Annotated in this window: 13 protein-coding genes and 1 pseudogene; 6 read left to right on the top strand and 8 right to left on the bottom strand. The window is 71.9% G+C overall.

Going from position 1 to position 18,045, the window contains the following annotated elements:
• Positions 1 to 163 precede the first annotated feature (163 nt).
• The 3 genes and pseudogenes from KUF83_RS13960 to KUF83_RS13950 all read right to left on the bottom strand — a co-directional run.
• Positions 164 to 1,723: pseudogene (locus KUF83_RS13960) on the bottom strand (ABC transporter ATP-binding protein); the annotation flags it as partial.
• Positions 1,704 to 2,762, bottom strand: a complete 1,059-nt coding sequence (locus KUF83_RS13955) for a BMP family ABC transporter substrate-binding protein (protein ID WP_217454981.1) — start codon at positions 2,760 to 2,762, stop codon at positions 1,704 to 1,706. The gene KUF83_RS13955 and the pseudogene KUF83_RS13960, both read right to left, overlap by 20 nt.
• A 125-nt stretch (positions 2,763 to 2,887) precedes the next feature.
• On the bottom strand, positions 2,888 to 3,073 hold the full coding sequence (locus tag KUF83_RS13950) for a hypothetical protein (RefSeq protein ID WP_217454980.1): 186 nt from the start codon (positions 3,071 to 3,073) through the stop codon (positions 2,888 to 2,890).
• A 26-nt stretch (positions 3,074 to 3,099) separates the two neighbouring features.
• On the opposite strand from KUF83_RS13950, the gene mtnA reads away from it, so the two are divergent.
• Complete coding sequence (mtnA, locus tag KUF83_RS13945) at positions 3,100 to 4,131, top strand: S-methyl-5-thioribose-1-phosphate isomerase (RefSeq protein ID WP_217454979.1); 1,032 nt, start codon at positions 3,100 to 3,102, stop codon at positions 4,129 to 4,131.
• A gap of 71 nt (positions 4,132 to 4,202) precedes the next feature.
• Here mtnA and mtnB read toward each other — a convergent pair whose 3' ends face one another.
• From mtnB to KUF83_RS13930, 3 genes are read right to left on the bottom strand one after another with little or no spacing between them, the layout of a single operon-like run.
• Positions 4,203 to 4,811 carry a methylthioribulose 1-phosphate dehydratase gene (mtnB, locus tag KUF83_RS13940; RefSeq protein ID WP_217454978.1) on the bottom strand — a complete coding sequence of 203 codons (609 nt, stop codon included), beginning with the start codon at positions 4,809 to 4,811 and terminating at the stop codon, positions 4,203 to 4,205.
• Positions 4,808 to 5,539, bottom strand: coding sequence for an acireductone synthase (gene mtnC / locus KUF83_RS13935; protein WP_217454977.1), 732 nt, complete (start codon positions 5,537 to 5,539; stop codon positions 4,808 to 4,810). The genes mtnB and mtnC overlap by 4 nt, the downstream gene beginning before the upstream one ends.
• On the bottom strand, positions 5,536 to 6,135 hold the full coding sequence (locus tag KUF83_RS13930) for an acireductone dioxygenase (protein ID WP_217454976.1): 600 nt from the start codon (positions 6,133 to 6,135) through the stop codon (positions 5,536 to 5,538). The genes mtnC and KUF83_RS13930 overlap by 4 nt, the downstream gene beginning before the upstream one ends.
• 637 nt (positions 6,136 to 6,772) lie before the next feature.
• Here KUF83_RS13930 and KUF83_RS13925 point away from each other — a divergent pair.
• The 5 genes from KUF83_RS13925 to KUF83_RS13905 all read left to right on the top strand — a co-directional run bounded on the left by KUF83_RS13925 (position 6,773) and on the right by KUF83_RS13905 (position 14,768).
• Positions 6,773 to 7,870 (top strand): substrate-binding domain-containing protein, encoded by a 1,098-nt coding sequence (locus KUF83_RS13925; protein ID WP_217454975.1) that lies wholly within the window; start codon positions 6,773 to 6,775, stop codon positions 7,868 to 7,870.
• Positions 7,857 to 9,452 carry a sugar ABC transporter ATP-binding protein gene (locus KUF83_RS13920; RefSeq protein ID WP_374106057.1) on the top strand — a complete coding sequence of 532 codons (1,596 nt, stop codon included), beginning with the start codon at positions 7,857 to 7,859 and terminating at the stop codon, positions 9,450 to 9,452. The genes KUF83_RS13925 and KUF83_RS13920 overlap by 14 nt, the downstream gene beginning before the upstream one ends.
• A 37-nt stretch (positions 9,453 to 9,489) precedes the next feature.
• Positions 9,490 to 10,536 carry an ABC transporter permease gene (locus tag KUF83_RS13915; RefSeq protein ID WP_217454973.1) on the top strand — a complete coding sequence of 349 codons (1,047 nt, stop codon included), beginning with the start codon at positions 9,490 to 9,492 and terminating at the stop codon, positions 10,534 to 10,536.
• Positions 10,537 to 10,546: 10 nt separating this feature from the next.
• Positions 10,547 to 11,701 (top strand): S-methyl-5-thioribose kinase, encoded by a 1,155-nt coding sequence (gene mtnK / locus KUF83_RS13910; RefSeq protein ID WP_217454972.1) that lies wholly within the window; start codon positions 10,547 to 10,549, stop codon positions 11,699 to 11,701.
• 181 nt (positions 11,702 to 11,882) lie between these two features.
• A complete protein-coding gene (locus KUF83_RS13905; protein WP_217454971.1) occupies positions 11,883 to 14,768 on the top strand; it encodes a hypothetical protein in 2,886 nt (961 codons plus the stop codon).
• A 97-nt stretch (positions 14,769 to 14,865) separates the two neighbouring features.
• Here KUF83_RS13905 and KUF83_RS13900 read toward each other — a convergent pair whose 3' ends face one another.
• Positions 14,866 to 16,491: a glycerol-3-phosphate dehydrogenase/oxidase gene (locus tag KUF83_RS13900; RefSeq protein WP_217454970.1), complete on the bottom strand. Its 1,626-nt coding sequence runs from the start codon at positions 16,489 to 16,491 to the stop codon at positions 14,866 to 14,868.
• A 6-nt stretch (positions 16,492 to 16,497) separates the two neighbouring features.
• Positions 16,498 to 18,036 (bottom strand): glycerol kinase GlpK, encoded by a 1,539-nt coding sequence (glpK, locus tag KUF83_RS13895; protein WP_217454969.1) that lies wholly within the window; start codon positions 18,034 to 18,036, stop codon positions 16,498 to 16,500.
• Positions 18,037 to 18,045 lie beyond the last annotated feature (9 nt).

The following is an 18,045-nucleotide window of genomic DNA, read 5'->3' as shown; positions in this document are numbered from 1 at the left end:
CTGCGGCTGTCTCCGCGTCCGCGGGGGCGGAAGCGTTCGCGGAAGGTGGGGTGCCTGCGGGCGCCGTCGGCGCCGGGCCTGCGGCCGTCGCCGAGCCGGTGGGGTCCGCCGTGCTCGTGGGCGGGGCCGGGACCGTGGAGGGCGCCGGGCCCGGGGAGTGCTCCGTGCCGCCCGCCATGGCCAGGCCGAGCGTCGCCTCGTCCGCGTCCGGCCTGTCGTACGAGGCTGTCACGCGGCCCTCGTACATCACCAGGATCCGGTCGCAGAGGCCGCGGATCTCGCTCAGTTCGGCGGAGACGAGGAGCACGGCGTGGCCCGCGTCGCGATAGGCGATCAACTCGTCGTGGATGGCCTGGATCGCGCCGATGTCCACCCCGCGCGTGGGCTGCTCCACCAGCAACAGGGGCGCCCCGTGGGCCAGTTCGCGGCCGATCAGGAGCTTCTGGAGATTGCCGCCCGACAGGGCGGAGGCCGGCCCGTCGGGCGTGGACGCCTTGATGCCGAAGCGCTCCACGAGCTCGCGCGCGTGGGAGCGTACGGCCGACGGGGGCAGCAGGCCGTGCCGCGAGGACAGCGTGGTGCGGTGGTGTCCCATGGCGAGGTTGTCCACGACGGAGGCCGCGGGTGCGGTGCCCACCGCGTGACGGTCCTCCGGAACGTACGCGAGGCCCTTCGCACGCCGCTCGGTGGCCGAGGCGCGCGTGATGTCCTCGCCCCGCAGTCCGACCCGCCCGGCGGTGACCGGCCGCAGCCCGGCGAGCGTCTCGACGAGCTCGCTCTGGCCGTTGCCCGCGACGCCCGCGATGCCGACGATCTCCCCGGCACGCACGGACAGCCGGACGTCGTGCACGCCCGCCGTGCTGAGCCCTTCGACGTCCAGCACGACGTCACCGGGCGTGCCCGGCGGGTGGACGCGGTCCAGTTCGACGGCGCGGCCGGTCATCGCGGCCGCGATCCCGGCGCCGCTCGTGTCCGCCGTACGCAGCCGGGCGACGACCCGCCCGTCCCGCAGCACGGTCACGTTGTCGCTGACTTCGAGCACCTCACGCAGCTTGTGCGTGACAAGGATCACCGTGCGCCCCTGCGCGGTCAGCGATCTGAGCACCACGAACAGGGCGTCGGCCTCGGCGGGCGTCAGCACCGCCGTCGGCTCGTCGAGGATGAGCGTACGGGCCCCGCGGTGCAGCAGCTTGAGAATCTCCACGCGCTGCCGAAGCCCGACCGGCAGGTCGCCGACCCGGCGGTCCGGGTCGACGGCGAGCCCGTGCTCGGCGGCGAGTTCGCGAACCCGGCGCCGCGCCGTGGCCCGGTCCAGCAGACCGAAGCGGCGCGGCTCGGCCCCGTAGACGACGTTCTCGGCGACCGTCAGCGAGTCGAACAGCTTGAAACTCTGGTGGACCATGCCGAGCCCGGCGGCCATCGCGGCACTCGGGCTGCCGAAGGACACCTCGCGCCCGTCGACACGTATCGACCCCGAGTCCGGCCGCTCCATCCCGTACAGGACCGACATCAGCGTGGACTTGCCCGCGCCGTTCTCGCCCATCAGCGCGTGGATCTCACCGCGCCGGACCGTCAGGTCGACCGAGTCGTTGGCGAGGGTGCCGGGGAAACGCTTGGTGATCCCGCGGAGCTCGACGGCCGGGGGCAGTGCGGCGACGGCCGTCGGCGCCCCCTCGGGGACACCGACGCCCGCGGCCGGAACGTCACTTGGCGGCGGGGTCATCGACCGTCAGCTCTCCGGACACGATCTGGTCGCGCAGCGCCTCGACCTTCTTCAGTACGTCCTTGTGCTCGGCGATCACGCACTTCGACGACTCCACCCCGTCCTCGAGGCCCGTCAGGCTGATGCCGCCCTCCTTGAGGCCGTACGAGACGGTCTTGCCGGCCTTGCCCTTGAGGACCTGCTCGATGCCCTCCTGCACGGCGACGTCGGTCTTCTTGATCACGTTGTCGACGACGGTGCCGGGAGCGGCCGTGCACTGGTTGACGTCGACGCCGTACGCGTACGCCTTCTTCGCCTCGGCCGCCTCGAAGACGCCGTAGTTGCCGGCCGCGGCCGCCGCCATGATCTGGTCGGCGCCCTTGGCGAGCAGCGAGTTCGCCTGCTCCTTGGCGCGTGCCGAGTCGTCGAACGGCGACTGGCCGCCGACGAAGCGGGTGCTCGCGGTCGTCTTCGGGGCGACCTTCTCGGCGCCGGCCGCGAACGGGTCGCTGTAGCGCCGGAACTGCGGGGTGTCGAGCACGTCCACCGCCCCGACCTTGCCGCTCTCGCTGAGCAGACCGGCCTCGGCGCCCGCCAGGTAGACACCCTCGTGCTCACGGAAGACGGCGCAACTCACGTTCGCGTACGTCTTCTTCGTGCAGGCGTCGATCACCAGGAACTGCTGCTCGGGGTGGGCCTCGGCCTGCTGTGCGACCGTGTCGGCGAACTCGAAGCCGATCAGCACGACGACGTCCGGCGCGGCGTCGACCGCGGCCTGCACGTTCTGCTGCTGCGAGGCGGGGTCGGAGGACTGGTAGACCTTCTGCGACCCGTCGTGCGCCTTGGCCGCGGTCTTCAGGCCGTCGACGGCCAGCTTCAGGAACTCGTTCTGCCCGACCGGGTCCGGCGTCACCAGCGTGAAGGACGGGCCGCCGTTCTTGGCGCCGGAGGACGAGCCGTCGTCCTTCGCGGCGGCGTTGCAGCCGGTGGCCGCCGCGGCGAGCAGCGCGGTGGCGAGGGCGGCGAGGCGGAGCGAGCGGGATCTGTGGGTACGGGGCATGGGAGCGGCCTTCCGGGAAGCTGCGTGCGGCGGTGCGCGCTCGACGAGCGGGAACGCCGAGAGGCGAGCGCGGGGCGAGGAGAGAAGCACGGGGGACGCCGGAGCAGGAGCCGGCGTCTCGGCGGTCAGCGTCGACAGCCGTCGCTTGCGCAGTGGCCGTGGTCGAGGAAGCGGCGCGTCGTCAGCAACAACACGTCCTCCTTCACATCGGCCTTCAGGGCTGCGGGTGCTGGACTGTAACACCGGTTTCCGGACATCCGCCCGGTTGTCTCGAACTGTGGTTCTTCGAGGTCATGTACGGTGTCGCGCATCTTCGGAACATCAGGAGTGTCCCGCCATGCCCCAGGAACTGCGCGCTGTCGACTGGACCGGAAACAGCCTCGCGCTCATCGACCAGACGGTTCTCCCGCACCGCACCGAGACCCGCCGAGTCCGCGACGTGGACGACCTCGTGGACGCGATCCGGCGGCTCGTCGTGCGGGGGGCGCCCGCGATCGGGGCGGCGGGTGCGTACGGGGTGGCGCTCGCGATGCTCCAGGGGGAGCGCGAGGGATGGTCGCGCGAGGAGGTGCTCGCGGCCGTGGCGCGCGTCCGTGCGGCGCGGCCCACCGCGGTGAACCTCATGGTGTGCGTCGACCGGGTGCTGACCCGCTTCGACGACGGGCTCGACGCGGTGCTCGCCGAGGCGGCCCAGGTGCAGCGCGAGGACGTGGCGGCGAACCGGGCGATGGGGGCGTTCGGGGCGGACTGGCTGCTCAAGCGGGTCGGCGGGGACCGGCCACTGCGGGTACTGACCCACTGCAACACCGGGGCGCTGGCCACGGCGGGATGGGGCACCGCGCTCGGTGTCATCCGTGAACTGCACGCCCGGGGACGGCTCGAGGTCGTGTACGCCGACGAGACGCGGCCCCTGCTGCAGGGGTCGCGGCTGACCGCCTGGGAGCTGGTCCAGGAGGGGATCCCGCACTTCGTCCAGGCGGACGGGGCCGCCGCCGGGACGATCCTGCGGGGCGAGGTCGACGCGGCGGTGGTCGGCGCGGACCGGATCGCCGCCAACGGCGACACGGCGAACAAGGTGGGCACGGTGGGGGTCGCACTGGCGTGCGCCGACGCGGGGGTGCCGTTCCTCGTGGCCGCGCCCACGACGACGGTCGACCTCTCCACGGCGACGGGGTCCGACATCCACATCGAACTGCGGGGTGAGGACGAGGTGTTGGAGTGGTCCGGGGTGCGGACGGCTCCGGCCGAGTCCCGTGGGCACAACCCTGCGTTCGACGTGACCCCGGGACGCCTCGTCACGGGGTTGGTCACCGAGCGGGGCGTGTTGGAGGTGTCCGCGGGGGAGTTGCCGGGGGACCGGCTGCGCTAGGGCGTGGCCGGGTCAGGGAGGAGGGGGCGTGGCCTCGGCCCCTCTCCTCCTCCCTCCCGCGTGAACCCCGGTCAGCGGCCCGTGAGTTCCAGCTCCAGGAGCCACTCCACGACCTCCGTGTGGTGGCGTGCCCGGCGAGGGTCGTCGCCCCACACGTACAGGCCGTGGCCGGCCACGACCACCGCCGGCATCCGCGGGTCGCGGGCCGCCTCCAGGCGGTCGCCGAGGACCTTCATGTCCTGGCTGTTGGCGATGACGGGAAGGGTGACCTCCACGTCGTGCGCGGGCTGGCCGACCCCCTTGAGCATCTCCAGGTCCTTGAGGACGATCCCGCCGGGCGAGCGCCGGCCCAGCGCCACCGACGCCACCGTGTGCACGTGCACCACGGCGCCCGCGCCGGTCAGGGCGGCCACGCGCGCGTGCAGCGCGGCCTCGGCGGACGGCCTGCCGCCGCTCACCGCCGCGCCCTCGGCGTCGACCAGGACGACGTCCGCGGGCGTCAGTTCACCCTTGTCGTGGCCGCTGGCGGTGACCGCGAGCCGCAGCGGGTCGCGGGAGAGCACCACCGACAGGTTCCCGGAGGTGCCGCGCATCCAGCCGAAGGAGGCGAAGCGGGCGGACTCGGCGGCGAGGACGGCGCCCGCCTCCTCCAGATCGAGTGTGCTGATGTCGGTGCTCACGTCGTGCTCCCTGAAGTGCTGATGCTGATCTCGTCGAACGTCCCCGCCTGCGCGTGGTCACCGACGCCCTGCTCGTAGTACGGCTCCCCGGGCCGCCGGATCCCGACGGTGTGCCAGCCCGCCTCGCGGGCCGCGTCCAGTTCGCCCGGCCGGTCGGACAGGAACAGGAGACGGCCTGCCGCCACGCCGGCCGATCCGGCGATACGGCGGTAGGACTCCGGCTCCTGCTTGGGCCCCGCGTTCTCGGTGTCGTACAACCCGTCGACGAGCGGCAGCAGATCACCGTCCGGGCTGCTCGCGAACCACGCGCGCTGCGCGGCCACGGACCCGGACGAGTACACGAGCAGCCGTACGCCGTCACGGTGCCAGCGGCGCAGTACCGGCACCACGTCGTCGTAGAAGTGGGAGACCAGGTCGCCCTGCGCGAACCCCTCGGACCAGATGAGGCCCTGAAGGGTCTTCAGGGGGGTGGCCTTCACGTCCTCGTCGAGCCACTCGGCGAGCGCCTTCTCGACCCGTACGGCGTCGGCGTCCGGCTCGCCGAGCAGTTCGCGCACCTGGGCGAGTGCCCGCAGCACGTCCGGATCGTCGCTCCGCTCCGTCAGCAGCGCTCCGAAACGGGAGCGCGAGTACGGGTAGAGCACGTCGACGACGAAGCCCGTGGCGCTCGTGGTGCCCTCGATGTCGAGCACCACGGCGTCCACGTCGACCGCCGGCCGGGGGCTCACGCCGCGGACCGGTCCCGCTCGTACCCCGCCGCGATGGTGTCGTAGTCGGGGAAGCGGCCGGCGATGGCCGAGCCGGTGAAGCTGCCGATCCAGCCGTCCTCCTCGTGGAAGAAGCGGATCGCGGTGAACGCCGGCGACGTCCCCATGTCGAACCAGTGCGTCGTGCCGCGCGGCACACCCAGCAGGTCGCCCTTCTCGCAGAACACGGCGTGCACCTCGCCGTTCACGTGCAGATAGAAGATCCCGGAGCCCGAGACGAAGAACCGGACCTCGTCATCGTCGTCGTGCGTGTGCTCCTGGAGGAACTTCTCCCGCGCGGCCTTCGCCTTCACGGGGTACTCCGGGTCGTCGCTCGGGTGCAGCCCGAGGACGTCGACCGTGGTGAAGCCCTCCTCGGCGTTGAGCCGGTCGATCTCCGGTCCGTACGCGGCGAAGACGGTGTCGCTGTCGGCGTCCGCGGGGACGTCCTCGCGGACCGGCCACTGTTCGTACCGCACACCGAGCGGAGCGAGCGCGGCGGCGATCTCGACGGGGTCGGAGGTGCGGCGCACCGTCGTCCCGGGACCGGACTCGGGCCACGTGGTCAGCAGGGTCATGGGAGCAACTCCAGGAGTGAGGAGGGGCGAAGAGGAAAGGACGCGGGACGGAGGAGCGCGGTGGACGCCTGTCCGGATGGTGGACAGGCGGCCGGACCGGTCGACGAGGGAGGGGCACGGTGCCGCGCGGCGGGCGGCGGACCGAAGAGGGGATCAGCAGGGGATCCGGACCTGTGGTCAGCCGCGACACGCCGCGCCGGTACAGCGTCGCATCGCTGTCGCGCCTGGTGTCGTCATCGGAACCTCACTGTCCCGGGTCGGGTGCCGGTCCCGAGATCGTAACTCCGGACCGGCACTCGGCCGAGTGTGACGAACTTGTTGTCTCAACCACTGAGAAACCGGTCCCAATACTTTGACGGCTGGCTGGAATCGTTCTCATGATCTGCGTATGAAGACGCTGCTGCTCGTGCGGCGGCTGTACGTGGACTTGCTCCGGTCGACCACAGCACGCTGTCGCTGACCTGATCCGGAGCGCCCCGGACGCCTCCGCACCACGGGATCCCCACCGGTACCCGTGACGCCTACGAGGTCTTCCGGCGCCCGCGGCCGTGGCTGGATTCCGGCCCCCGCCCGGCGCTCCGGACCCGCGCCCCCGCACGCCCTCTTCATCCCCCTCTGCACCGCTCCTGGAGCCGTCATGTCCCGTACCCGTCTGCCGCTCGCCGCGCTCTCGCTGGCATCCGTCTCCGCCCTGCTCCTCGCGGGCTGCTCGCAGTCCTCCAACGCCTCGGAGACGGCCGGCGACTCCGCCGCGTCGGCGTCCGCCGCCACCGGCAAGAAGCCCGCGCCCTTCAGCGAGGGCAGGGTCAAGGTCGCCCTGGTCCGGCAGAGCGGCGCCGGCGACTACTTCGAGCAGTGGGGCAACGGAGCCAAGGCCCAGGCCAAGGCCCTCGGCATCGACCTGACGGTGTACGACGCCCAGGCGGACAATGCCAAGCAGGCCACCGACCTCTCCTCGGCCATCAACTCCGGGGCCCGGGCGATCATCGTCGATCACGGCTTCCCGGCCACGATCCAGCCGGAGATCGACAAGGCGGTGAAGAAGGGCATCAAGGTCGTCGTCTACGACGTGGAGACCGCCACCAAGGGTGTCGTCTCCACCAAGCAGGACGACGCCAGCATGGCCCAGGCCGTCCTCGACGTGATGGCCGGCGAACTCGGCAAGGACGCGAAGGTCGGCTACGTCAACGTCGCCGGTTACGCCGCCCTCGACAAGCGCGACAGCGTGTGGAAGAAGACGGCCGACGCCAACGGCTGGAAGCAGCAGTTCAAGGTCGGCAAGGTCACCGACTCCACGGCCACCGACAACGTGCCCCTGGTCAGCGCCGCCCTCACCCAGCACTCGGACGTGGCGGGCGTCTTCGCCCCGTACGACGAACTCGCCAAGGGCACCGTCCTCGCCGTCCAGAACAAGAAGCTCCAGGACCGGGTGAAGGTCTTCGGCGCGGACGTCTCCAACGCCGACATCCAGAACATGACCGCCAAGGGCAGCCCCTGGGTCGCCACGGCGGGCACGGACCCGTCGGCGGTCGGCGCGGCCGTCGTCCGCACCGCCGCCCTGGAACTCGCCGGCGAGCTGAACAAGACCTCGGTCGAGTTCCCGGCCGTCGCGATCACCCAGGACTTCCTGAAGAGCAAGGGCATCGGGAACATGGACCAGCTGCGCAAGGCGCTGCCCGCACTGAACCTCGCCAAGGTCAGCACGGCCGACTGGATCCCCAATGTCGCCCACTGACTCACCCACTGAGTCACCCGCTGGCTCGCCCACTGACCCACCCGCCGGCCCACCCGAGGGCCGTGTGGCGGTGCGGCTGCGTGGGGTCGGCATGGCCTTCGGCGGCCGCACCGTCCTGGAGTCCGTCTCGCTGGACATCGCACCGGGCAGCGTCGTCGCGCTGCTGGGCGCCAACGGCGCGGGCAAGTCCACCCTGATCAAGATCCTCTCCGGGGTGCACACCGACCACAGCGGGGAGGTCGAGGTGAACGGCGAACCCGCCGCCCTCCGGTCCCCGCTCGACGCCCGCCGACTGGGCATCCAGACCGTGCACCAGCGGATCGGTGAGGGCATCGTCCCCGGCCTGACCGTCGCCGAGAACCTGGTCTTCGAGGAGCTGGCCAGGCAGCGGGGCAACCCGTTCCTCGACGGGCGCAGGCTGCTGGCCCGCGCCCGGGAGATCCAGTCGGCGCTCGACCTCGGCTGGAGCGACACGGTCCTCAAACGGGACGTCACCGAACTCGGCATCTCCGACCGGCAGTTGCTCATCCTGGCCCGGGCCCTCGCGACCAGTCCGAGGCTCCTCGTCCTCGACGAGCCGACCTCGGCCCTCTCCGCCGCCGAGGCCGAGCGCCTGTTCACGCTCGTCGAGCGGATGCGGGACGACGGCATCGCCGTCCTGTACGTCTCCCACCGCCTCGGCGAGATCGACGCCCTGGCCGACCGGCTGGTCGTCCTGCGGGACGGCCGTCTCACCGAGGACCAGTCCAAACCCTTCGACTGGGACCGCGCGCTGCGCGCCATGCTCGCGCAGTCCCAGGGCGCGGAGACGGCCCGTCCCGCGGACGCCCGGCAGGGTATCGGCCCCGGCTCGGGTGAGATCGCCGTCTCACTGCGGGGCGTACCGCTGCTCCCCGGTCACCCTCCCCAGGACCTGGACCTGCGGGCGGGTGAAGTCACCGGTGTGGTCGGTCTGCTGGGGGCGGGCAAGACGGAGCTGGCCCGCGGTCTCTTCGGCGCCGAGCCGTTCCCGAGCGGGACCGTGGAGCTGGACGGCACGCCGTACGCGCCCCGCCGCCCCGCCGACGCGATCCGGCGCGGAGTGCACCTCGTCCCCGAGGACCGCCACGCCGACGCACTCGTCCCCGGCTGGTCGCTGGCCCAGAACATCTCGCTGCCCTTCCTCAGGAGCCTCTCCACCACGGGGCTGGTGAGCCGGCGCAGGGAGAACGCCCTCGGCCGCGACACCATCGAGCGGCTCGGCGTCGTCGCCCGCGACGAACACAGCGCCGTGGAGGAGCTGTCCGGCGGCAACCAGCAGAAGGTCGTTGTCGGCCGCTGGCTCGCCGAACGCCCCCGCGTCCTCATCCTGGACGAGCCGTTCCGAGGCGTGGACATCGGAGCCCGCCGTGACATCGGCCGCCGCGCCCGGGCCCTCGCCGCCGAGGGAGCCGCCGTCGTCGTCCTGTCCGCCGACGTCGACGAGGTGCTGGAGGTCGCCGACCGGGTCGTCGTCCTCGCCGCGGGGGAGATCCACCTCGACGCGTACGGACAGGACGCGGAGCGCGACCGCGTCATCCAGACCATCTCGGCGTCCGTCTGATGCCGGCCGCACGGAAAGCCACCCCAGGAAGCACGCCATGACCCTCACCCGGAGCACCGAGGTGCCCACCAAGGCGGCGGCCCCGCCCGCGACCTCCACCGGTCTGCGCGTCCAGAGCGCCGTCATCAAGTACGGCTTCATCTTCGTCACCGTCACGCTCTTCACGTACTTCGCGCTCAGCGAGCCGTCCTTCCGGGACTCCGCGACGCTTCTCGACACCCTCCGGTACGTCTCCGTCGCCGCGATCCTCGGCCTGGGCGTGACCCTCACCATGGCCGTCGGCGGAATGGACATGTCCGTCGGCGCCGTCGCCGGGCTCGGCGTCACGGTCGCCGCCAAGACGATGGTCACGTACAACCAGGTCGGCCTGGTCGCGATCCTCGCCGTCGTCGCGGCGGGCGCGCTCGCCGGACTGCTCAACGCGCTGCTGATCGTCGTCCTGAAGATCCCCGACATGCTGGCCACGCTCGGCACCATGTTCGTGATCCAGGGCACCAAACTCATCCTCGTCGACGGCCAGTCCATCACCCCCGGCATGACCCAGTCGGACGGCAGCACGGCGCCGGGGAAGTTCACCGACGGGTTCCTGCGCATCGACCGGGGCACGGTCCTCGGCATCCCCATCTCGGTGCTGATCTTCGGCGCGCTCACGGTCGTCGCCTGGGTGTTCCTCGCCCGCACCCGCTGGGGCCGCGTCCTGTACGCGATCGGCGCCAACCCGGAGGCCTCCCGGCTGGCCGGCATCCGCGTCGGCGCCTACCGGGCCCTCGCCTACGTCCTGTCCGGTGTCCTCGCCTCGATCGGCGGCCTCATCCTCGCGGCCCGCATCGGCCAGGGGGACGTCTCGGCCGGAACCTCCCAGCTGCTGGAGGCGGTGGCGGTCGCCCTGGTCGGCACCTCCGTCCTCGGCCGGGGCCGCCCGAACGTCTGGGGCACCGCCCTGGGCGCCGTCCTGATCGGCATCATCACCACCGGCCTGACCATCAAGGGCCTGCCCTACTACACCCAGGACGTCGTCGAGGGCGCGGTGCTCATCCTCGCCCTGGTCTTCAGTTTCACCCTGTCCAAGCGCCGCACCGCATAAGGGAGTTCACATGGGCTACCGCATCCTGGAGACCGAGGACGTGCCCGCGTACCTGCGCGAGCGCGGCCACTGGGACGACCTCGGCGACATCCGGGTCCGCGAGGTCTCCGACGGCAACATGAACCGGGTGTTCCTCGCGTCGAACGACGACGGCACCCACCGCCTCGCCGTGAAGCAGGCCCTGCCCTGGGTCCGGGTCGCGGGCCCCTCCTGGCCGATGAGCCCCGATCGCGCCGACGCCGAGGCCCGCGCCTACGCGCAGGTCGCCAGGGTCGCCCCGGACAAGATCCCGGTGATCCACGGCTACGACGCCGAGAACCACGCCCTCGTCATGGAGGACATGTCCGACCTCGAGGTGCTGCGCACGGTCCTCAACGAGGGCGGCTCCTACGGCCCGGACACCTCGCGCCGGGTCGGCGAGTTCGTCGCCCAGCTCGCCTTCGCCACCAGCGACTTCGGCATGCCGTCCGCCGAGCGCAAGGCCTTGATCGCGGCCTCCGTGAGCCCTGAACTGTGCAAGATCACCGAGGACGTGGTCCTCTCCGAGCCGTACGTCGAGCACGAGCACAACCACTGGCACCCCGGGCTCGACGACCTCGCCGCCGAGTTCCGCGCCGACACCCGCCTGCGCACCGAGGTCGCCGACCTGCGCCACACCTTCATGACGTCCGCGCAGGCACTGCTCCACGGTGACCTGCACACCGGCAGCGTCATGGTCGGCGAGCGCGAAGGCGCCCCGGTGATACGGGTCTTCGACCCCGAGTTCTCCTTCGTCGGCCCGATCGGCTACGACCTCGGCCTCTACTGGGCCAACGTCCTCGTCGCCCGGGAACGGGCGCGGGCCCTCGGCACGGTCACCGACCACCAGGAGCAACTCCGCCTGTCCTGGGAGGGGTTCGAGCAGGAGTTCCGCCGGCTGTGGCCGACCCGCGTCGACACCTTCTTCGACGACGCCTACCTCGACCGCTTCCTGCGCCGCGTCCGGACGGACTCGGTGGGCTTCGCGGGCACCGAGATCGTGCGCCGCGTCATCGGCTTCGCCCACCTCACCGACCTGACGACCCTGCCGGACCCGGTGCCCGCCTCACGCGGTGCCCTGCTGCTCGGCCGTGAACTCATCCTGCGCCGAACGGAGTTGACGCACCCGGAGGACATCGGGGGGTGAACGGCACGCGGCCGGCGTGGTGACGGACCCGCGGGGCGGCCGGGCCCGGTCGCGCGGTTCCCCGCGCCCCCACGGAACCCGCGGCCGGCCACGACAACCGCATCGGCCCGGAACGGTCAACACGTGTGTCGATGCTGTGAGTTCGGGTGACGGCGAGGGCCCGGACAGTGACAATCCGTCCATGGACACGTTACGGGGCGGCCGGGACGGACGGGACGGCCGGGACGGGCAGGGCGGCCGGGACGAGTGGAAGCCACCGTCCGAAATACGCAACATCGTGCGGGACAGCACGGTCGAGTACCTCGTCCAGGCCGGACACATCCACGGCGACCTCGTCGTCAACCTGCCACCCCCGCGCGAGCCGGTCGACACCGCCGCGGAGGAACTGGCCCGAGCCGTACGCGCCCAGTGGTCGGCCGAGGTGGCCGCCTGGGAACTCGGCGACATCGAGGGCCCGCTCGCCGTGCGATGGCTCGCCCGCTGGGGCGTACCGGCCGCGGACGGCACCGGAGAGCGGCCGGTGCGCAGCGACCGGCTCGGCGACGTCGCCGACACCCTCCTCGCCCTCGGCACCCGCCGGCTCCTCGTGCTCGGCGGACCCGGCTCCGGCAAGTCGACCCTGCTCGCCATGACCGTCGTGCTGCTCGCCGGGCGCCACCTCGGCGACGTGACCCGCCGCGTCCCGGGCGACCGGGGCGTACCCGTCCCGCTGCTCCTGTCGCTGGAGTCGTGGCACGCCGAGACCGTGTCGTTCCGCGACTGGCTGGTCGGCCGTCTCACCGAGGACCACCCCGGACTGCCCCGGGTGGCCGGCGCGCATCCGGCCCGCCGTCTCGTACGCGACGGCCGCGTGCTCCCCGTACTCGACGGCCTCGACGAACTGCCCGCCCACCGCCGGGCCGCCGTCGTCCGCGAACTCAACGCCGCACCCAGGGAGTTGGGTTTCGTCCTGGCCTCCCGCACACCGGAGTACCGGGCACTTGCCGTGCGGGTCGCGGGCGCCTCCGACATCGAGGCACTCCCGGTGGGACCGCGCGACGCCGCGGTCCATCTGCTGCGCACGGCCGACGAGGCGCGGCACGAGCAGTGGGGGCCGGTCCTCGACGAACTCGCCGACCACCCCGAGGGACCGCTAGGCCGGGCCCTGTCCACGCCGCTGATGATCTGGCTCGCCCGGCGCGCCCACCGCCCGGTCCACACCGACCCGGCCCGGCTCGCCGACCACACCTGGCTGCCCACCCGGGAAGCCGTCGAGAGACACCTGATGGACGCGGTGATCCCGGCCGCCTTCGAGCCCGGCGCCCACGACACCGAGCGGCTGCACGCGCCGGGCCACTGGAACCCGGCGCGGGCCAGGGGCTGGCTCACGTTCCTCGCCCGCGAGCTGGAACGCCGTCGCACCGGCGAGTTCGCGTGGTGGCGGCTGAGCAGGGCCAGGGCCGCCCGGCTCCTCTCGCTGCCGACCCTGGTGGTCCTGTGCATCGTGCTCGCCGAGTCGATGATGACGGCGGTGACCTGGGTCGAGGACACCTACAGCGACTCGTACCAGCTCAACATCGAGGCATTCGACCGGAACTACCTGTTCGGCGCCGCCGTCATGGCCACCGGCATCCAACTCGCCACGCTCCGGTGGTTCGGCGACCGCTTCTGGGAACCGCGCCGCAGGGCCAACCCCTTCAGAACCGGTGCGGCACTGCGCTCCGCGTCCAGGGCGGCCTCCGTGCGCCGGGCCCTGGCCTCCCTCGCCATCCTCGTGGTGCCCAGCACGCTGCTCCTGCTCGTGGCCCGGGGCAGTTACCACGCCGACGCGTTCACGGCGCAGGCCGTCCTCGGGTTCATCGTGCCCACGATCGTGATGCTCATGATCGCCGCGCCGGCCGACACGGTCGACGCGGTGACCCCGGACGAACTGCTGGCGGGCGAGCGCCGTGCCGCGCTGCTCACCCTCGGGGTGGTCGCCCCGCTGATCGGTCTGGGCTGCGGACTGCACAGCCTGCTGACCGACCACGGCACGGTCGACTTCTGGGTCGCCTTCACGAAGGGCATGACGGGCGCCGTGATCGTGCTCGTGGCCCTGAGCCCCTGGTGCATGTGGGTGGTGTCCAAGGCATGGCTCGCCGTGCTCGGCCGGGTGCCCTGGTCCCTGATGGAGTTCCTGCGGGACGCGCACGGCGGAGGACTGCTCCAGCGGTACGGAGGTACGTACCGCTTCCGCCACCTCAGGCTCCAGGAACACCTGTCCGGCCGCCCGGCCGCCGCACCCCTGCTCCCGGCCCCGGGGCAGGGCCCCCTGCCGCCCACCGGCCCGTGGCCGGCCGCCGCTGCGGCGGGCCCGCAGGGGACACTCGCCACCGCCGGCCCGGACGGGACCTCAGCCGCCACCCCTCCCCGGCAGCCGTTCACGGTGAGCGGCCCCCAGCAACCCGGCCTCCGGCAATCCCACTCCCGGCAATCCGGTCTCCAGCAGCCCCTGCGACCGCGTCCCGCCGAGCCGTCGCCCCGGTTCGCCGACATCCTCGACAACCCGCCGTCCATGCGCGACGTGCCCGGCTACACCGTCGTGTCCGACGAGCACGCGTACGTCATGAAGGGCCGCAACCGCCGCATGCCGGTGGGCCATTGGCCGCTGTGTCTGCTCTTCATGGCGCTCGCGGCGGTGCGGATGGCCGCGACGGGGGACTGGGACAACGCGAGGGGCTGGACCAGCGTGCTGTTCTGGCCCGCCGTCGCCGCGTTCTTCAACGCGGTCGCGTTCATGCTGCCGAAGGAGCGCCGCGCCCTGCGGATCGACCACTGGGGGATCGCCGCCTCGACGGGCCGCCGCTCCGTGACGTACCCCTGGCAGGACGTCCTCGCGGTGCGCGTCCGCCAGGTGTACGCCCGAGGCCGCTACCAGCGCGTCTACGGACCGCACGTACGGCTCGCGCCGGATGCGCCGCAGCCGCCGCGGCCGTTCCGGGGACGGGACGGCTGGGCCCTGGTGATGGCGCTGCACGTCCGCGAGAGCATGCCCCCTGACATCGTCGAGGCCCTCGCCCGCTTCTCCGGCGGACGCTGGCAGGGCTGACTCGGAGGCAGGCGGGCAGGTAGGCGGGCGCGCACGCCGAGGGGCGGCTGCCTGTCCGGCAGCCGCCCCTCGCCCAACGCCCTGTGCCGCGCTGGGTCTACTTCTTGTCGAGCAGGTCCTGCACCTTGCCCCGCACCTCGTCGTCCGCGAGCCCGCGGATCGTCAGGGTCGTACGGCGGCGCAGCACGTCGTCCGCCGTCTCGGCCCACTCGTTGTCACGGGCGTACACGACCTGCGCCCAGATCTCGGGAGCGTCCTCGTGCACGCGCTCGGCCAGCTCCGGGTTGTCGCTCGCGAGGCGGGCGATGTCGAAGGCGAGCGAGCCGTAGTGCGTCGCCAGGTGCCTGGCGGTGTCGGCTCCCATGCGCGGGCCGGGCGCCGAGCCGTCGACCAGGAGCCGGTGCGCGACCGCGCGCGGGTTGGCGACACCCGGCAGCGGCAGCTTCTTCGGCAGCGCGGAGACCGGCTCGAAGTCCTCGCCGAGCGGACGGCCCGGCAGCGACTCCAGCTGCTTCATGACGGTCCGGCCGATGTGCCGGAACGTCGTCCACTTGCCGCCCGCGACGGACAGCATGCCGCCCCGGCCCTCGGTGACGACCGTCTCCCGCTTGGCCTTCGACGTGTCGCCGGGGCCGCCCGGCAGCACGCGCAGCCCGGCGAAGGAGTACGTGATCAGGTCACGGGTGAGCTGCTTGTCCCGGATGGAGAACGCGGCCTCGTCCAGGATCTGGGCTATGTCCTTCTCGGTGACCGAGACGTCCGCGGGGTCGCCCTCGTACTCCTCGTCGGTCGTGCCGAGCAGCAGCATGTCCTCCCAGGGGAGGGCGAAGGTGATGCGGTACTTGTCGATCGGGGTGGCCAGCGCGGCCTTCCAGGGGGAGGTGCGCTTGAGAACCAGGTGCGCGCCCTTCGACAGGCGGATGGACGGCGCCCCGTTCTCGTCCTCCATCTTGCGCAGGTGGTCGACCCACGGCCCGGTCGCGTTCAGCACGAGACGTGCGGACACACCGAACTCGTCGCCGGAGAGCCGGTCCCTGAGCTCCGCACCGGTCACCCGGCCCCGGGTGAAGCGCAGGCCCGTGACCTCGGCGTGGTTCAGCACGGTGGCGCCGGAGTCGACGGCCGCGCGGACCGTCATCAGCGCCATGCGGGAGTCGTTCATCTGGTCGTCGCCGTAGACGGCCACGGCCTTCAGGTTGTCCGTACGCAACTCGGGCACGTCCTGCGCGGCCTTCGACGGCGACAGCAGATGGCCGACGCCGTCACCGAAGGCCGACAGGGCCGAGTACGCGAAGACACCCGCGCCCAGCTTCGCCGCGCCGTGCGGCCCGCCCTTGTACACGGGGAGGTAGAACGTGAGCGGATTCGCCAGGTGGGGGGCCACCTGACGGGAGACCGCACGGCGCTCGAAGTGGTTCTCCGCCACCAGCTTCACCGCGCCGGTCTGCAGGTAGCGCAGACCGCCGTGGAGAAGCTTGGAGGAGGCGGAGGAGGTCGCGCCGGCGAAGTCGCCGGCGTCGACCAGGGCCACCCGCAGGCCCGACTGAGCGGCATGCCAGGCGGTGGAGATGCCCAGGATCCCGCCACCGATCACCAGGAGGTCGTAGGTCGCCTTGGACAACTGCTCGCGGGTCTCGGCGCGGCCCACTGCCTTCACGGTGAACGCGGCGGAGCCGCCCGCCGGGTGCGTCCCAAGAGCCGGGACACTCTGCAGGGTGGTCATTGCGAATTACTCCTCGTCCTCGATCCAGCCCATGGTCCGCTCGACGGCCTTGAGCCAGCTCTTGTACTCACGGTCACGGGTCTCCGCGGCCATGTTCGGGGTCCATTCCGCGGCCCGGCGCCAGTTGGCGCGCAGGTCCTCGGTGTTGGTCCAGAAGCCGACGGCGAGACCGGCGGCGTAGGCGGCGCCGAGGCAGGTGGTCTCGGCGACCATCGGGCGCACCACGGGGGCGTCCAGGACGTCGGCCAGGGTCTGCATCAGCAGGTTGTTGGAGGTCATGCCGCCGTCGACCTTGAGGGCCGTGAGCTCGACGCCGGAGTCCTTCGTCATGGCGTCGCTGATCTCACGGGTCTGCCAGGCCGTGGCCTCCAGGACGGCGCGCGCGATGTGCGCCTTGGTGACGTACCGGGTCAGGCCGGTGATCACACCGCGGGCGTCGGGACGCCAGTACGGGGCGAACAGACCGGAGAAGGCCGGCACGAAGTACGCGCCGCCGTTGTCCTCGACCGACAGCGCGAGGGTCTCGATCTCGGCGGCGGACTTGATCAGGCCCATCTGGTCGCGCATCCACTGGACGAGCGAGCCGGTGACGGCGATGGAGCCCTCGAGGGCGTAGACCGGCTTCTGGTCGCCGATCTGGTAGCCGACGGTGGTCAGCAGGCCGCTGTAGGAGTTGATGAGCTTGTCACCGGTGTTCATCAGCATGAACGTGCCGGTGCCGTACGTGGACTTGGCCTCGCCCTCGGAGAAACAGGTCTGGCCGAAGAGGGCCGCCTGCTGGTCGCCGAGCGCGGAGGCGACGGGGATGCCGCCGAGCAGGTCGCCGAGCCTGCCGCCGGTGATCTCGCCGTACACCTCGGCGGAGGAGCGGATCTCGGGCAGCATCGCCAGCGGGACACCGATCGACTCGGCGATCTTCTCGTCCCACTGCATGGTGTGCAGGTTCATCAGCATCGTGCGGGAGGCGTTGGTGACGTCGGTGACGTGCCGGCCGCCGTTGACACCGCCCGTCAGGTTCCAGATGACCCAGGAGTCCATGGTGCCGAAGAGGATGTCGCCGGCCTCGGCGCGCTCGCGCAGGCCCTCGACGTTGTCGAGCAGCCAGCGGGCCTTCGGGCCGGCGAAGTACGACGCGAGCGGCAGGCCGGTCTCGCGGCGGAAGCGGTCCTGGCCGACGTTGCGGCCGAGCTCGCGGCAGAGCGCGTCGGTGCGGGTGTCCTGCCAGACGAGGGCGTTGTGGACGGGCTCACCGGTGTTCTTGTCCCACAGCAGCGTCGTCTCGCGCTGGTTGGTGATGCCGATGGCCTTGATGTCGTCACGGGTGATGCCGGCCTTCTCGACGGCACTGGCGACGACCTCCTGGACGTTGGTCCAGATCTCGGCGGCGTCGTGCTCGACCCAGCCCGGCTTCGGGAAGATCTGCTCGTGTTCCTTCTGGTCGACGGAGACGATCCGGCCGTCCCGGTCGAAGACGATGCAGCGGCTGGAGGTGGTGCCCTGGTCGATGGCGGCGATGAACGGGCCGGCGGTGTGCGCGTCGGTCACGGTGTGCTC

It is taken from the genome of Streptomyces sp. BV286 (assembly GCF_019090165.1).
In the GTDB taxonomy this organism is placed as follows: Bacteria; Actinomycetota; Actinomycetes; order Streptomycetales; family Streptomycetaceae; genus Streptomyces.
This window is presented reverse-complemented; position numbering and strand designations above follow the sequence as displayed.

Coding starts and splice junctions, on each gene's coding strand:
- mtnK (WP_217454972.1), top strand. CDS start 10,547: ATGGGCTACCGCATCCTGGAGACCGAGGACGTGCCCGCGTACCTGCGC.
- KUF83_RS13920 (WP_374106057.1), top strand. CDS start 7,857: ATGTCGCCCACTGACTCACCCACTGAGTCACCCGCTGGCTCGCCCACT.
- mtnA (WP_217454979.1), top strand. CDS start 3,100: ATGCCCCAGGAACTGCGCGCTGTCGACTGGACCGGAAACAGCCTCGCG.
- KUF83_RS13905 (WP_217454971.1), top strand. CDS start 11,883: ATGGACACGTTACGGGGCGGCCGGGACGGACGGGACGGCCGGGACGGG.
- KUF83_RS13955 (WP_217454981.1), bottom strand. CDS start 2,762: ATGCCCCGTACCCACAGATCCCGCTCGCTCCGCCTCGCCGCCCTCGCC.
- KUF83_RS13915 (WP_217454973.1), top strand. CDS start 9,490: ATGACCCTCACCCGGAGCACCGAGGTGCCCACCAAGGCGGCGGCCCCG.
- KUF83_RS13950 (WP_217454980.1), bottom strand. CDS start 3,073: ATGCGCGACACCGTACATGACCTCGAAGAACCACAGTTCGAGACAACC.
- KUF83_RS13925 (WP_217454975.1), top strand. CDS start 6,773: ATGTCCCGTACCCGTCTGCCGCTCGCCGCGCTCTCGCTGGCATCCGTC.
- KUF83_RS13900 (WP_217454970.1), bottom strand. CDS start 16,491: ATGACCACCCTGCAGAGTGTCCCGGCTCTTGGGACGCACCCGGCGGGC.
- KUF83_RS13930 (WP_217454976.1), bottom strand. CDS start 6,135: ATGACCCTGCTGACCACGTGGCCCGAGTCCGGTCCCGGGACGACGGTG.